13 protein-coding genes are annotated in these 13,753 nt (G+C 67.9%); 11 read left to right on the top strand and 2 right to left on the bottom strand.

Annotated elements, in window-relative coordinates; all coding sequences use genetic code 11:
- Window positions 1–65 precede the first annotated feature (65 nt).
- The 11 genes from AC6LJY_RS12920 to AC6LJY_RS12870 all read left to right on the top strand — a co-directional run bounded on the left by AC6LJY_RS12920 (window position 66) and on the right by AC6LJY_RS12870 (window position 11,150).
- Window positions 66–1,337, top strand: a complete 1,272-nt coding sequence (locus AC6LJY_RS12920) for a glycosyltransferase family 4 protein (RefSeq protein ID WP_485800587.1) — start codon at window positions 66–68, stop codon at window positions 1,335–1,337.
- A gap of 57 nt (window positions 1,338–1,394) precedes the next feature.
- A complete protein-coding gene (locus tag AC6LJY_RS12915) occupies window positions 1,395–2,138 on the top strand; it encodes an SDR family oxidoreductase (RefSeq protein WP_104144149.1) in 744 nt (247 codons plus the stop codon).
- Window positions 2,129–2,719 (top strand): D-glycero-alpha-D-manno-heptose-1,7-bisphosphate 7-phosphatase, encoded by a 591-nt coding sequence (locus AC6LJY_RS12910; protein WP_498136096.1) that lies wholly within the window; start codon window positions 2,129–2,131, stop codon window positions 2,717–2,719. The genes AC6LJY_RS12915 and AC6LJY_RS12910 overlap by 10 nt, the downstream gene beginning before the upstream one ends.
- 2 nt (window positions 2,720–2,721) lie before the next feature.
- On the top strand, window positions 2,722–3,846 hold the full coding sequence (locus tag AC6LJY_RS12905) for a glycosyltransferase family 9 protein (RefSeq protein ID WP_498136095.1): 1,125 nt from the start codon (window positions 2,722–2,724) through the stop codon (window positions 3,844–3,846).
- Window positions 3,827–5,566, top strand: a complete 1,740-nt coding sequence (locus AC6LJY_RS12900; protein ID WP_046807144.1) for a carbamoyltransferase family protein — start codon at window positions 3,827–3,829, stop codon at window positions 5,564–5,566. The genes AC6LJY_RS12905 and AC6LJY_RS12900 overlap by 20 nt, the downstream gene beginning before the upstream one ends.
- Window positions 5,563–6,549, top strand: a complete 987-nt coding sequence (locus AC6LJY_RS12895) for a glycosyltransferase family 2 protein (RefSeq protein WP_219990719.1) — start codon at window positions 5,563–5,565, stop codon at window positions 6,547–6,549. The genes AC6LJY_RS12900 and AC6LJY_RS12895 overlap by 4 nt, the downstream gene beginning before the upstream one ends.
- On the top strand, window positions 6,546–7,607 hold the full coding sequence (locus tag AC6LJY_RS12890) for a glycosyltransferase family 9 protein (protein WP_498136094.1): 1,062 nt from the start codon (window positions 6,546–6,548) through the stop codon (window positions 7,605–7,607). The genes AC6LJY_RS12895 and AC6LJY_RS12890 overlap by 4 nt, the downstream gene beginning before the upstream one ends.
- A complete protein-coding gene (locus AC6LJY_RS12885; RefSeq protein ID WP_046807147.1) occupies window positions 7,604–8,572 on the top strand; it encodes a glycosyltransferase in 969 nt (322 codons plus the stop codon). The genes AC6LJY_RS12890 and AC6LJY_RS12885 overlap by 4 nt, the downstream gene beginning before the upstream one ends.
- Window positions 8,572–9,645 (top strand): UDP-glucuronic acid decarboxylase family protein, encoded by a 1,074-nt coding sequence (locus AC6LJY_RS12880; protein WP_498136128.1) that lies wholly within the window; start codon window positions 8,572–8,574, stop codon window positions 9,643–9,645. Before AC6LJY_RS12885 ends, AC6LJY_RS12880 begins: the two co-directional genes overlap by 1 nt.
- A gap of 69 nt (window positions 9,646–9,714) precedes the next feature.
- Window positions 9,715–9,942: a hypothetical protein gene (locus AC6LJY_RS12875; RefSeq protein WP_143215474.1), complete on the top strand. Its 228-nt coding sequence runs from the start codon at window positions 9,715–9,717 to the stop codon at window positions 9,940–9,942.
- The gene (locus AC6LJY_RS12870; protein ID WP_498136093.1) at window positions 9,942–11,150 is read left to right on the top strand and encodes a zinc-dependent alcohol dehydrogenase; all 1,209 of its coding nucleotides are present in this window, start codon (window positions 9,942–9,944) and stop codon (window positions 11,148–11,150) included. The genes AC6LJY_RS12875 and AC6LJY_RS12870 overlap by 1 nt, the downstream gene beginning before the upstream one ends.
- A 113-nt stretch (window positions 11,151–11,263) precedes the next feature.
- Here the strand turns inward: AC6LJY_RS12870 and AC6LJY_RS12865 are convergent, their stop codons facing one another.
- Together AC6LJY_RS12865 and AC6LJY_RS12860 are read right to left on the bottom strand one after the other, a co-directional pair.
- Window positions 11,264–11,491: a hypothetical protein gene (locus tag AC6LJY_RS12865; protein WP_498136092.1), complete on the bottom strand. Its 228-nt coding sequence runs from the start codon at window positions 11,489–11,491 to the stop codon at window positions 11,264–11,266.
- Window positions 11,492–11,922: 431 nt separating this feature from the next.
- Window positions 11,923–13,596 (bottom strand): YbfB/YjiJ family MFS transporter, encoded by a 1,674-nt coding sequence (locus AC6LJY_RS12860; protein WP_498136091.1) that lies wholly within the window; start codon window positions 13,594–13,596, stop codon window positions 11,923–11,925.
- Between the last annotated feature and the right edge of the window lie 157 nt (window positions 13,597–13,753).

The raw sequence follows: 13,753 nt of genomic DNA, 5'->3' as shown, positions 1-13,753 counted from the left end.
TGCACTTTGGCACACCACTTGCTCATCGTTGGTTTGGAAACAGGCACGATCAACGGAGTCGGACCATGAAAAGAATTGCCATCATCAGTGAGCATGCCTCGCCGCTTGCAATTGCAGGCAGCGTGGACAGCGGCGGCCAGAACGTTTATGTGGCGAATGTGGCGCGCGAACTTGCGCGCGCCGGCATGCAGGTGGATGTGTTCACCCGCAAGGACAACCCCGCGTTGGAGGCCGAGCAGACCATGATGCGCGGCGTGCGTGTCGTGCATGTGCCGGCAGGTCCCGACAGCTACCTGCCCAAAGAAAAAATGCTGCCGTACATGGATGAGTTCTCGGCCTTCCTGCTGCGCTATTTCGGCCGGCAGGGGCGCGGCTATGACGTCATCCACGCCAACTTTTTCATGTCCGCGATGGCCGCGCTGCCCGTGGCCCAGCACTTCGGCATTCCGCTGGCAGTGACCTTCCACGCGCTGGGCAAGGTGCGCCGCCGCCACCAGCAAGAGGCCGACCTGTTTCCCGACGTGCGCTTTGATATCGAAGACGAAATCACGCGCCGCGCCGACCGTATCGTGGCCGAGTGCCCGCAAGACCGGGCCGACCTGATCGAACTGTATGGCGCCGACCCCCGTCGCATCGAGATCGTGCCTTGTGGTTACGACGCCGCCGAAATGGCGCCGCGTCCCGCCGCCGCATCCCGCGCGGCACTGGGCTGGGACGATTCCGCATTCACGCTGTTGCAGCTGGGCCGGATGGTGCCGCGCAAGGGCGTTGACAACGTCATCCGCGCCCTGGGGCGCCTGCGGCACCAGCATGGCGTGAACGCGCGGCTGTGCATCGTGGGCGGCAACAGCGATAGCGCCGACGAGGCCTCGACGCCCGAGATCGGCCGCCTGCGCCGCATTGCCGACGAAGAGGGCGTAGCGCAATGGGTGGAGTTCACTGGCCGCCGTCACCGCGATCAATTGGCCACTTATTACAGCGCCAGCGACGTGTTCGTGACCACGCCGTGGTACGAGCCCTTTGGCATTACGCCGGTCGAAGCCATGGCCTGCGGCAAACCCGTGGTCGGCTCTGACACCGGCGGCATTCGCAGCACGGTGGTGCATGGCAAGACGGGTTTCCTGGTGCCGCCCCGCGATCCGGACGCGCTGGCGCAGCGCCTGGCCGAGCTGGCCGCCGATGCGCAATTGCGCGCCCGCATGGGCGAGGCCGGCCGGATGCGCGCGCGCCGTCTCTATACCTGGAAGCGGGTAGGCCAGGACCTGATGTCCGTCTACGGGCACATGGTGGCCGGCGCCGTCCACGCGGATCGCCACGCCACGCGCATTGCGGCTTGATCCGACATAGCCCTTGAATAACCCCGGACCGGGTCCGGACCAATCACGGAGTACACGATGACCGACCTTGCGAACAACCACTTTGAAAGCCTGAAAGGGCGCTGCGTGCTGGTGACCGGCGGAGGCAGCGGCCTGGGCGCGGCGCTGTGCGAAATGTTGGCGGCGGAAGGCGCCAGCGTTGCGGTGACCGACGTCGATGAACAGCGCGCCACCGCGCTGGCTCGCCGGCTGTCGGAACAGGGCGCCAACGTCATGGCCTGCATCATGGACGTGGGCGTGGTGGCCGACGTGCGCGAAGGGCTGGACGCGGTGGTGCGCCAGTTCGGCAAGCTGGATGCCATTGTCAACAGCGCGGGCGTGGACGTGACCGCGCCCATCGACGACCTGGACCCCGACGTGTGGGAACGCGTCCTGCGCACCAACCTGACGGGGCCCTTCCTGATGGCCAAGCTGGGCAAGGACCGGCTCAGCCCGGGCGGCCACATCGTTAACGTGGCCTCCACCGCCGCGCGCCGCGCCTGGCCCAACGCCAGCGCGTATCACGCCAGCAAGTGGGGCTTGATGGGCTTGTCGCATGCCTTGCACGCCGAACTGCGCGGCGCGGGCATCAAGGTCAGCGCGGTGATTGCGGGCGGCATGCGCACCCCGTTCCTGCTTGACCGCTTTCCGGACATCGATACCAACACGCTGCAAGACCCCGCCAATGTGGCGCGCGCGGTGCGCTTCGTGTTGACGCAGCCGGAAGAAACGGTGGTGCCTGAAATCATGGTGCTGCCGATGAAGGAAACGTCATGGCCTTGAGGCCGGCGGTCTTTCTGGACAAGGACGGCACGGTGTTGGCGGACGAACCCTACAACGTGGACCCCGCGCGCATGGCCCACGCGCCCATGGCGCTGGCGGGCCTGTCGCGCCTGGCCGCCTCGGACCTGCCGCTGGTGGTCATCAGCAACCAGTCGGGCGTGGCGCGCGGCATGTTCGCGGCCAGCGCCCTGGATGCCGTGCACGTGAAGCTGGCGTCGATGTTCATGGCGGCCGGCGCCCACCTGGAAGGCTTCTATTGGTGCCCGCACCATCCCGACGGCGTGGTTCAGGGCTACGACATCGAGTGCGACTGCCGCAAGCCCAAGCCGGGCCTGCTGCTGCGCGCCGCCGACGAGTTGGGCCTGGACCTGCGCGCGTCCTGGTTCATCGGCGACATCCTGGACGACATCGAAGCGGGCAACCTGGCCGGCTGCCGCACCATCTTGCTGGACGTCGGCAACGAAACCGAATGGCGCGAGGGCCCCCACCGGCTGCCGCACTGCCGCGCGCCCGACCTGGACGCCGCCGCGCAGATCGTGCTGTCGAACCCGCCGGTGCCGCTGGCGCCGGGCAGGGGGTGACCATGGCCTGGAACTGGCACGAATGCGCGCACGTGCTGTGCATACGCCTGGACAACATGGGCGACGTGGTGATGTGCACGCCCGCGTTTCGCGCGCTGCGCCAGGCGGGTGCACGGCGCCTGTCCTTGCTGACGTCCCATTCCGGTGCACGCGTTGCCGCCTATATCCCGGAGGTGGACACCGCGCTGGCGTACGACCCGGCGTGGGTCAAGAACGATTCGCAGGGCCGCGACCAGGACCTGGACGCCATCGCGCGTGTGCGGGCGCTGCGGCCCGATGCCGCCGTGATCTTCACCGCGTACAGCCAAAGCCCGCTGCCCGCCGCGCTGCTGTGCCACCTGGCCGGCGTACCGCGTGTGCTGGCGCACTGCCGCGAAAACCCATATCGGCTGATCTCCGACTGGGTGCGGGAAACCGAACCGGCCTCGGGCATCCGCCACGAAGTGCAGCGCCAGCTGGACCTGGTGGCCAGCGTCGGGGCGCATTGCGACAACGCCCGCATGTCGTTCCGGGTCAGCGAGTCGGACCGTTTTTCGCTACAGGCCAAACTGCACCGCGCGGGCGTGACCGAGACGGGCGGCTGGATCTGCGCGCATGCGGGCGCCACCGCGTCGTCACGGCGCTATCCGGCCCGGCAGATGGTGCAGGCGCTGGTCGAGCTGCGCGGCGATGGCCGTCGCATCCTGCTGCTGGGTGGGCACGAGGACGCCGAGCTGGCCGTGGCGCTGGCCGAAGCGCGGCAACTGCTGCCCGGCCTGATCGACCTGTCCAACGGCCTGACGCTGGGCGAGCTGGGCGCGGCGCTTGAGGCGTCGGCGCTGATGATCTGCAACAACAGCGGGCCGGCGCACATTGCCGCCGCGTTGGGCGTGCCGGTGGTGGACCTGTACGCCCTGACCAATCCGCAACACACGCCGTGGCAGACGCCCGCGCGCGTGCTGAACCACGACGTGCCGTGCAAATACTGCTATCGCAGCGTGTGCCCGGAAGGACACCAGGCTTGCCTTGCCGGCGTTGCGCCCACCCAGGTGGCGACGGCGGCGCGGGAACTGTTGAACGAGACTCGCGTGGACCTGTTCGGTCCTCGCGCGGCCAAGGAGACCACCCATGTACACACTAGGCATTAACGCGGCCTACCACGACTGCTCAGCCACGCTCGTGCGGGACGGCATCGTCCTTGCGGCGGCCGAGGAAGAGCGCTTCACGCGGGTCAAGCACGGCAAGCGCCCGGTTCCCTTCACCACCTGGCAACTGCCGTACTACGCCATCGACTACTGCCTGTCGGTGGCGGATATCCGGCTGCGCGACGTGGATCACATCGTCTATTCGTACGACCCCGCGCTGCTGGCCGACGGCCAACCCCGGCCGCTGGATATCGCGCTGCCGCTGGAGCCATCGCGCGCCGGCTTCGGACCCAATGGCGAGTCCCCGTGGGACCCGCTGTTCTTGTCCTATCTGGTGAACGCGCCGCGCCAGTTGCTGGATGGGGCGCCACACCATTTGAAGTCGCCGCGCTTTGACGACCTGACGCTGGAACATATCCTGGACCGCTGGGTGTACCTGGACCACCACCTGTCGCACGAGGCCAGCGCGTTCCTGGCCGCGCCGTGCAAGGAATCGGCGGTATTGACGATGGACGGGCGCGGCGAAAAGACCACCACCAGCTACGGCCATTTTTCAGGCGGCGAGTACGCGCGGCTCAAGCAGATCGACCTGCCGCATTCGCTGGGCCTGCTGTACGAAGACGTCACGCGCTATCTGGGCTTTCTGCATTCTTCCGATGAATACAAGGTGATGGCGCTGGCCTCGTTCGGCAAGCCGAAGTACCGCGCCGAATTCCGCGACATCCTGCGGCTGGAGGAAGAGGGCGGCTATTCCTTGCAGCCCGCTCGCCTGGCCGAGCGCTTCGGCCCGCCGCGCCGGCGCGGCGCGCCCTTCGAAGAGAAGCACAAGGACATCGCCAGCTCGTTGCAATACGTGTTGGAAGAAACCGCGCTGCACATGGTGCAGTGGCTGCATGAAAAGACGGGCGCCAAGGACCTGTGCATGGCGGGCGGCGTGGCGCTTAACTGCGTGATGAACGCGCGCATCGCCAAGGACGGGCCGTTCGATTCCGTCTGGGTGCAACCGGCGGCGGGCGACTCGGGCACGTCGCTGGGCGCGGCGCTGTACGTGGACTATCACCGGCGCGGCTGCAAGCGCGAATGGTCGATGGAACACGCCTACCTGGGCCCTTCGTACGGCGACGAGGAAATCGAACGTTTCCTCTACAACTCGCGCTTGGAGTTCCGGCGGCTGGACGACGTGGCGGGCGAGGCGGCCGCCTTGTTGGCCCAGGAAAAGATCCTGGGCTGGTTCCAGGGGCGCATGGAATTCGGCCCGCGCGCCCTGGGTGCGCGGTCCATCCTGGCCTCGCCGCTCGATAGCGGCATGCAGGCGCGCTTGAATGGCTTGAAGGACCGCGAGGACTTCCGGCCCGTGGCGCCCGTGGTGCTGGAAGAACGGGCGGCGGAGTGGTTTGATGGCCGGGGCGCACCCTCGATCTGCGCGCCGTTCATGCTGTTCGTCTATGACGTGCTGCCGCATCGCGCCCAGCAGATTCCGGCCGTGCGGCACATAGACGGCACGGCGCGCGTGCAAACCGTCAGGCACGATCAGAACCCGCGCTACTACGATTTGCTGGTGGCCTTTGAGCGGCTGACGGGCGTGCCCGTGTTGGTGAACACATCGTTCAACACGCGCGGGGAACCGGTGGTGTGTTCGCCCCGCGACGCCGTGGAATGCTTCTGGACGTCGCCGCTGGATGCGCTGGTGATCGGTTCGTATCTGGTCGAGAAACCGCGATGAGCGACGACGCGTCCATTCTGGTGTCGGTGGTGGTGCCTACGTATCGGCGTCCCGACCTGCTGGCGCGCTGCCTGGAAGCGCTGGGCAACCAGCGTTTTCCGCGCGACCAGTACGAAGTTCTGGTGTGCGACGACGCCGCGCTGGCCAGCACGCGTCGCCAGGTCGAAGCCTTGCAGGCGGCCTGGGGCGGGCGGCCGGCACTGCGTTATCTGCCGGTGGTGGGCACACGCGGCCCGGCCGGCGCGCGCAACCAGGGCTGGCAAAGCGCACGCGGCGAAATCATTGCGTTCACCGACGACGACACCATCCCCCAACCCGATTGGCTGGGCCATGGCGTGCTGGCGCTGCGGCCCAACCTGGCGGCGGTGACTGGCGTGACCGAAATGCCGCTGCCCGATCCGCCCAGCGACTACGAACGTGATGCGGCCGGCCTGACGCGGTCTGAATTCATCACCGCCAATTGCTTCGTGCGGCGCACGGCGCTGCAAGTGGTAGGCGGCTTTGACACCCGCTACACCATGGCGTGGCGCGAAGATTCCGACTTGCATTTTGCCTTGCTGGACCACGGCTTTTCGGTGCAGCGCGCGCCCTTGGCCCGGGTGCTGCATCCGATGCGCCCGGTGCGGTTCGCGGCGGGCCTGGGCATGCAGAAAAAAGTGATGTTCGACATGCTGTTGCGCAAGAAATACCCCCTGCTGTATCGCAGCCGCATCCGATCGCGGCCGCCACGCTTTTACCTGGGGGTGACGGCGGCGGCGGTGGGCGCGGTGGCGTTGGCGGCGCTGGGCTATTTCACGGCCGCCGTCGCGGCGGCGGGTGCTTGGCTGGCGTTAAGCGTGCATTTCTTCATGCGGCGCTTGCGCGGCACGCGCCGCAGCTTGCGCAACGTGGTCGACTTGGCGATCACGTCGGCCTGCATCCCGCTGCTGTCCATCTGGTGGCGGCTGGTCGGCCTGCTGCGGTTTGCCAGGAGCGAACCATGACGCCGCTGTTCGATCCTTTGCGCCCGCCCGCCACGCTGGTGGTGTTTCGCGCCTTGCAATTGGGCGACATGCTGTGCGCCGTGCCCGCTTTGCGCGCCTTGCGGCGTGCGTTTCCGCACACGCGCATCGTTCTGGTGGGCCTGCCCAACGCGCATGAATTCGTTGACCGCTTTCACGCGTATGTGGACGAGCTGATCGAATTTCCCGGCATACCGGCCTTTCCCGAACAGCAGCCACGTCCGGACGATCTGCCGGCGTTCTACCGGCGCGTGCGCGCGTTGCACGCCGACGTGGCCTTGCAGTTGCACGGCAGCGGCACGCAGTCCAATCCCGTCGTCGCGCAGTTGGGCGCGGGGCGCTGGGGCGGCTTTGTGGCGGACCCGACCGCGCAGATGCCCGGCTGCCGCATGTTGTGGCCGGACGACCTGCCCGAGCCGCGCCGCTATCTGGCCTTGTTGCGATACCTGGGGCTGCAAGCGGATGACGATGCGCTGGAATTTCCGGTGTCGCAAACCGATCAGCGCGATGCCGAGGCATTGATGCGCAAGCACGCGCTGGACCCCGCCAAGCTGATCCTGATGCACGTCGGCGCGCGGCTGCCGTCGCGGCGTTGGCCCTTGGAGCGATACGCGGCGCTGGCCGGCGAACTGTCGCGCCAGGGTTGGCAAGTGGCCTTGACCGGCATGCACAGCGAGATGCCGCTGGTGCAGTCGCTGCAAGACCAGGCGGGCGTGCCGCTGACCAACCTGTGCGGGCAGACCAACCTGGGCAGCCTGGCGGCGCTGCTGACGATGTGCCGGCTGCTGGTGTGCAACGACACGGGCGTGTCGCACGTTGCGGCGGGCGTGGGCGCGATGAGTGTCGTCATCGCCTGCGGCAGCGACCAGCGGCGCTGGGCGCCCATCGACAGCGCACGCCACGTGGTGCTGGCCGCCGACATGGCGTGCCGCCCCTGCGCGTTCGAGGAATGCCCGATCGGGCACCCGTGCGCCTTGGCGGTGACGGTGCCCGACGTACTTGGGCAAGTTCAACATCAACTCAAAGGGGCCGTGCAATGACGCAGTCCGTGGCGGCGCCGCGTCGGCGCCTGCGCATTCTGACCTGGCATGTTCATGGCAATTACCTGTATGCCCTGAGCCATGTGCCGCATGACTTCGTGGTGCCTTCCCTGCCGGGCAATCCGTCGGGCTATGGCGCGCTGGGCCGCAAGATACCGTGGCCCGCGAACGTGGTGCAGGTGCCCGCCGAGAACCTGCGCGGCATGGCGTTCGACTGCGTGCTGTACCAGTCGCGCCAGAACCTGGCGGACGCGCCGCGCTGGCTGAACGAGGCGCAACGCGCGCTGCCCAGCGTCTACCTGGAACACAACCCGCCCGAGCCGCATCCCACCGATACGATGCATCCCTTTCGGCACGAGCGCGGCCTGGTCGTGCACGTGACCCCGTTCAACGCCGCGATGTGGGACTCGGACGGCATGCCGGTGCGCATCGTCGAGCACGGCGTGCCGCCGCCCGATGTCAGCTATGACGGCGGCAACGCGCGAGGCATCGTGGTCATCAACCACCTGGGCCGCCGAGGCCGCCGCTTGGGCCGCGACCTGTTTGACCAGCTGCGCGCGCAAACGCCCATGGACCTGATCGGCATGGGCTCGGAGGAATTGGGCGGGCTGGGCGAAGTGCCCAATATGGAAGTGGGCGCCGTGATGGCGCGGTATCGCTATTTTTTCAGCCCCATCCGCTATGCCAGCCTGGGCCTGTCCTTGGTAGAGGCCATGCTGTGCGGCGTGCCGGTGGTGGGCTTTGCCACCACCGAACTGCCGACCGTGATCAAGAACGGTGAAAACGGCTATGTGGATACGCGGCCTGACCGGCTGCTGGCGGTGGCGCGGCAACTGGTGGCCGAGCCCGAACTGGCCCGGGCCTGGGGCGCGGCGGGGCGCCGGACCGCGCTGGAACGCTTTGGCATGGGCCGCTTTATTTCTGATTGGATAGACGTGTTCGACACGATCCTGGAGGCAGCATGATGAACGATATTCCACGTAGCGGCCGCGCGCTGGTGGCGGGCGGGGCGGGCTTTCTGGGCTCGCACCTTTGCTCGCGGCTGTTGAACGACGGGTGGGAAGTGATATGCGTCGACAATTTCCAGACGGGGCGGGCGTGCAACGTGTCGCCGCTGGCCGCGCACCCGCGATTTACCGTCATGCGCCACGACGTAGTCGACAAGCTGCCGCGCGTGCGCGTGGACCGCATCTACAACCTGGCGTGCCCGGCCTCGCCCGTGCACTATCAGGCCGACCCGCTCAAGACGCTGCGCACCTGCGTGCTGGGCGCGATGCAACTGCTGGAACTGGCGCGCGATGTCGGCGCGCGGGTGTTGCAGGCCTCCACCAGCGAGGTCTATGGCGACCCGCTGGAGCATCCGCAGGGTGAAGGCTACTGGGGGCACGTGAACCCGGTGGGGCCGCGCTCTTGTTATGACGAGGGCAAGCGCTGCGCGGAAACGATTTTCATGGAATATGCGCGGCGCGAAGGCGTGGTGGTGAAGATTGCGCGCATCTTCAATACCTATGGGCCGCGCATGGCGCCGGATGATGGGCGCGTTGTGTCGAACTTCATCGTGCAGGCGCTGGCGGGGCAGCCGCTGACCGTCTACGGCGATGGCACCCAGACGCGTTCGTTCTGTTATGTGGACGACCTGATCGACGGCCTGGTTCGCCTGATGGAAAGCCCCGAAGACCTCGCGCAGCCGGTCAACCTGGGCAACCCGGCCGAACTGACGATGCTGGAAATGGCCGACATGGTGCGCAAGCTGACCGGCTCGCGCGTGCCGCTGGTGCACCGCGAATTGCCGGTGGACGATCCCACGCACCGATGCCCTGACATCACGCTGGCGCGTACCCGGCTGGGGTGGAGCCCCAGGGTGGACCCGGCCGAGGGCATCGCGCGCACGGTGGCGTACTTCGCGGCCGAGGCCAAGCGCACGCGTCCGGCGGACGGGCCGGTCCAGCACGCCGAACACCCCGAACACCCCGAACACGCCGAACATGCCGTGCCTGGCGCCAGCGTGCGCCGCTACGCGCCCGCCGACCGGGCATAGCGATTGCTGCGTGCTCCCGCATGCGGCGCCATCCTGTCGCCGCGCACATCGCCCACCAAGGAGCACGTGATGACCACCAAGCCACACTCCCATCAGGACGACCCGCAGGCGGCCGACCGCAAGCCCGTGCCGGAATCGGAACGCACGCTGGCGGGGCGCCCCGCGGACCCCAACCGTACCGGCGCCGGCCAACAAGTGCCGCCCGGGATGCACCCCGACGACGTCTGGGACCCGGGCAACTCCACGCCGGACGCGCCGCCGGTAGACAACCGGTCGGGCACCTCAAGGAGCAAATAATGAAAGCTGTTGTATTTCACGGCATCGGCGACATCCGTCTGGACACCGTCCCCGACCCCGTCTTGCAGGAAGACAACGACGCCATCGTGCGCCTGACCGCCAGCGCCATCTGCGGCACCGACCTGCACTTTATTCGCGGCACCATGGAATCCATGAAGCCCGGCACCATCCTCGGCCATGAAGGCGTGGGCGTGGTCGAGCAACTGGGGCCTGGCGTGCGCAACCTGAACGTGGGCGACCGCGTGGTGATTCCGTCCACCATCGCCTGCGGCTATTGCTCGTACTGCCGCGCCGGCTATTACGCGCAGTGCGACGTGGCCAACCCCAACGGGCGCGATGCCGGCACTTCGTTTTATGGCGGCCCGCAGTCCACCGGCCCGTTCAACGGCTTGCAGGCCGAACTGGCGCGCGTGCCGTTTGCCAACGTCAACCTGGTCAAGGTGCCGGACGGCGTCAGCGACGAGCAGGCGCTAATGCTGTCCGACATTTTCCCCACCGGATATTTCGGCGCCGACCTGGCCGACATCAAGCCCGGCCACACCGTGGCGGTGTTCGGCTGCGGACCGGTGGGGCAGTTTGCCATCGCGTCGGCCAAGCTCATGCACGCCGGCCGGATCTTTGCCGTGGACACCGTGCCCGACCGGTTGGCCATGGCGCGCGCCCAGGGCGCCGAGGTCATCGATTTCAATGCGGAAGACCCCGTGACGTGCATCAAGGGATTGACGGGCGGCATTGGCGTGGACTGCGCCATCGATGCCGTGGGCGTGGATGCGGTGCATGCGCACGATGGCCCGGCGGGCAACGCCGATACCAACGCGTCAATGGAAGAAGAGGCGCGCAAGGGTGCGCCCCATGCCAAGCCGGACGGCGAGAACTGGCGGCCGGGCAACGCGCCGTCGCAAGCGTTGCAATGGGCGGTGCAGGCGCTGGCCAAGGCAGGCACGCTGTCGATCATCGGCGTATATCCGCCCAACGACCGCACGTTTCCGATCGGCGAGGCCATGAACAAGAACCTGACCTTGCGCATGGGCAACTGCAATCACCGCAAATACGTGCCGATGCTGATGGAGCTGGTGCGCACGGGCGCGGTGGACCCGGCGGCCATCCTGACGCGACAAGAGCCGTTGACGCAGGCGGTGGATGCGTTCAAGGCATTCGATACCCGCCAGCCCGGCTGGCTGAAGGTTCAGCTGGAGCCGGCGGCGTAATGGGTGCGGCTGGGTGCGGCTTTGGCGGCCGGACGGGCAGGTGGGGTCGGCCCCGTGCTTGCTGATCGGGCAGGGCGCCGGCTTGAGCTGACGCGCAGGCCTGCGCCCTGGCCTTACTTTCGATTCGGCCGGGCTGGGTCTACCGGACGTCCGTAGACGTCCTTGCCTTCCTCGGCCTGTGAGCCGCCGGCCGGATAGCCCGAATTGGTATTCGGGTCGCGATTGACTTCGCCTTGCGCAGGCCCGTCGGCCACGGGTTGGCCGGTGGCGCCCTTTTCGGCGGGGTCCACGTGCGGCGAGGGCGGCGGGTTGGGGGCGGGCGCGGGTTTGGAATCGGTCATGGTTCCTCCTGGCAGGGTGCGGGTTGCGTGCCTTGCGGGATGCGCGGCGTCGGCACCGGTTCAGCAACTGCCATTCCTGAAGGAGACTGTATGTTCACTCACATCCAAATCGGCGCGCGCGATTGGCCGCGGCTGGTGGACTTCTATGACGCCGTGTTGGCGCCGCTGGGTTTGGCGCGGCGCAACGCCATCGACAACGCGGGGCCGGAAGGCGTGATCTGGGGCGTGGGCTCGGCGCGCTGGCCGACGTTTGTGGTCGCGCCTCCGTTCAACGGCTTGCCCGCCACCTGGGGCAATGGCTGCCAGGTCAGTTTCGAGGCGCCGTCCGAAGACGTGGTGCGCCAGTGCTGGACCGCAGCGCTGGCGCACGGCGCGGTGGACGAAGGCGCGCCCGGCTTGCGCAGCCGGTACGCGCCGGATTTCTACGCCGCCTACTGCCGCGACCCCGAGGGCAACAAGCTGGCCTTCGTATGCGCCAGCCGGCACGAAAAGTCGACCGCAGGCCCATCGGAACGTCCTTCGGCGAACCCTTCAGCAAGCCCTCCGGCAAACCCTCCGGCAAGCCCTTCAGCAAGCCCTCCGGCAAACCCGCCCCCGGCCCCGCAAAGCAACGGCCCCGCGGCCGCGCCCGCAGGCACGGCGACGGCGGCCCCGGCCAGCCCCGCGCCCGATCCGGGCGAGGACTTGTCCGCGATCCCCTGATGGGAAGCCGCACCCAGGCGGCGGCCAAGGGCGCGTTCAATGGGGCGCAGTTCGGCCAGCAACGCCACCACCAAAGCCACCGCGCCCACCGCGAACAGCATGCGGTGTTGGCCTCCGGTGGCGCTGAATACGGCCGAGTAGGCGTATCCCGCCACCGCCTGAAAGGTGGCGAAGCTGACGGTGGCGCGGCTCCATGCGCGGTTCTGCGCCACGGGGTCGTGCGGAATCAGGTCGTGAATGCGCGCCAGCGCCAGCGGCACGATGCCCGGGGGGAAGGTGCCCACCATGAACGCAGCGGCCGCCAGCAACGCGCCGCCGTGCGTCAGGGTCAACGCGGCCATGGCAAGGGCCTGCATCGCCAACACCAGGCGCAATGCGCTGCGCGGACCCAGCCTGTCGCCCAGCCAGCCGTACAGCGGCGGCCCCATCATCGCGCCCACCCCGTACAGAATCCAGTAATACGCACCGGCGTGCGGATCGCCGGTCAGGCCGCGTTGGACAAAGTCCACCAGAAACACCATCGGCGCCACCAGCGCTACGGCCATCAGACCGTATTGGCCGAACAACAACACGACTCCGGCGCGCGGGTCGGAAGCGTTCGTGGGGGCTGACGCGGGCGCGGATGAGTCGCGGGACGTGCCCCTGCCGGACGTGCCCGCGCCGCTCATTCCAGCGCCGGTCGTCTCCGCGACGGTCGTTCCAGCGCCGGTCGTTCCAGCGCCGGTCGTTCCAGCGCCGGTCGTCCCAACGCCGGCGCTGACCGAGGCCAACGCCGACGGCGACGGTGCCGCCGGCGATACGGGCACGGTCACGCCATGAGCCGGCCACGCGCTCCATGTCAACAAGGTCAGCACCGCCGAGATCGCGGCCAGCCCCAGCCATGCGGCTTGCAGCCCGAAGCCCAGCAGCCACGGCACGACCGTGCCCGAGCCCGCGATGCCCACGCCGATACCCAGGAATATCGCGCCGCCCGCCAGCCCCCGGCGTTCGCGCGGCACGTGCGGCAGCACGGTGGCGGCGGCCAGCACCATGATGGCGCCGCCCGCGATGCCCGACATCAGGCGCCAGCCGAAGAACCAGCCCAGCGCTTGGCGGTACGCGCACGCCAGAAACGCCAGCGTCACCAGCGCCATCATGGCGCGCAGTACCTGGGTGTTGGAAAAACGCCGCGCCAAAGGCTGTCCGATCAGTGCGCCGACCAGGTAACCGGTCAGGTTCGCGGCGCTTAGAAACACCACGCTGGACGACGAAAACCAGTGCGCCTGGATCAGCGCGGGAACCAGGGGCGCATAGGCAAAACGGGCCAGCCCGATGCTGGCCAGACTGGCGGCAAACCCGGCCAGCACGTAGCGCCAGGGGGCGCCGGCGGAGCTTGGCAGGGCAGGGGTGGTTGGGCGTGACATGGTGGGACCTCTACGTTTTCAGCACGACCCAATCGGGTCGATATGCCAAAAAGTATAGGAACGCCAGGTGCTGGAATCACGCAGCAATTTGCAAGGGCAATGATGCAAAAACGCAGCGGTTTGTAGGCGGCGTGCGCAGGGCGCGGCATCGATCCAC

The organism is Achromobacter sp. RT286_PF (genome assembly GCF_059760425.1).
Note: the sequence above shows the minus strand (reverse complement) of the source record. Positions and strands in the feature narration are given on the sequence as shown.

Coding starts and splice junctions, on each gene's coding strand:
- AC6LJY_RS12880 (WP_498136128.1), top strand. CDS start 8,572: ATGAACGATATTCCACGTAGCGGCCGCGCGCTGGTGGCGGGCGGGGCG.
- AC6LJY_RS12875 (WP_143215474.1), top strand. CDS start 9,715: ATGACCACCAAGCCACACTCCCATCAGGACGACCCGCAGGCGGCCGAC.
- AC6LJY_RS12900 (WP_046807144.1), top strand. CDS start 3,827: ATGTACACACTAGGCATTAACGCGGCCTACCACGACTGCTCAGCCACG.
- AC6LJY_RS12905 (WP_498136095.1), top strand. CDS start 2,722: ATGGCCTGGAACTGGCACGAATGCGCGCACGTGCTGTGCATACGCCTG.
- AC6LJY_RS12890 (WP_498136094.1), top strand. CDS start 6,546: ATGACGCCGCTGTTCGATCCTTTGCGCCCGCCCGCCACGCTGGTGGTG.
- AC6LJY_RS12910 (WP_498136096.1), top strand. CDS start 2,129: ATGGCCTTGAGGCCGGCGGTCTTTCTGGACAAGGACGGCACGGTGTTG.
- AC6LJY_RS12915 (WP_104144149.1), top strand. CDS start 1,395: ATGACCGACCTTGCGAACAACCACTTTGAAAGCCTGAAAGGGCGCTGC.
- AC6LJY_RS12885 (WP_046807147.1), top strand. CDS start 7,604: ATGACGCAGTCCGTGGCGGCGCCGCGTCGGCGCCTGCGCATTCTGACC.
- AC6LJY_RS12870 (WP_498136093.1), top strand. CDS start 9,942: ATGAAAGCTGTTGTATTTCACGGCATCGGCGACATCCGTCTGGACACC.
- AC6LJY_RS12895 (WP_219990719.1), top strand. CDS start 5,563: ATGAGCGACGACGCGTCCATTCTGGTGTCGGTGGTGGTGCCTACGTAT.
- AC6LJY_RS12860 (WP_498136091.1), bottom strand. CDS start 13,596: ATGTCACGCCCAACCACCCCTGCCCTGCCAAGCTCCGCCGGCGCCCCC.
- AC6LJY_RS12865 (WP_498136092.1), bottom strand. CDS start 11,491: ATGACCGATTCCAAACCCGCGCCCGCCCCCAACCCGCCGCCCTCGCCG.
- AC6LJY_RS12920 (WP_485800587.1), top strand. CDS start 66: ATGAAAAGAATTGCCATCATCAGTGAGCATGCCTCGCCGCTTGCAATT.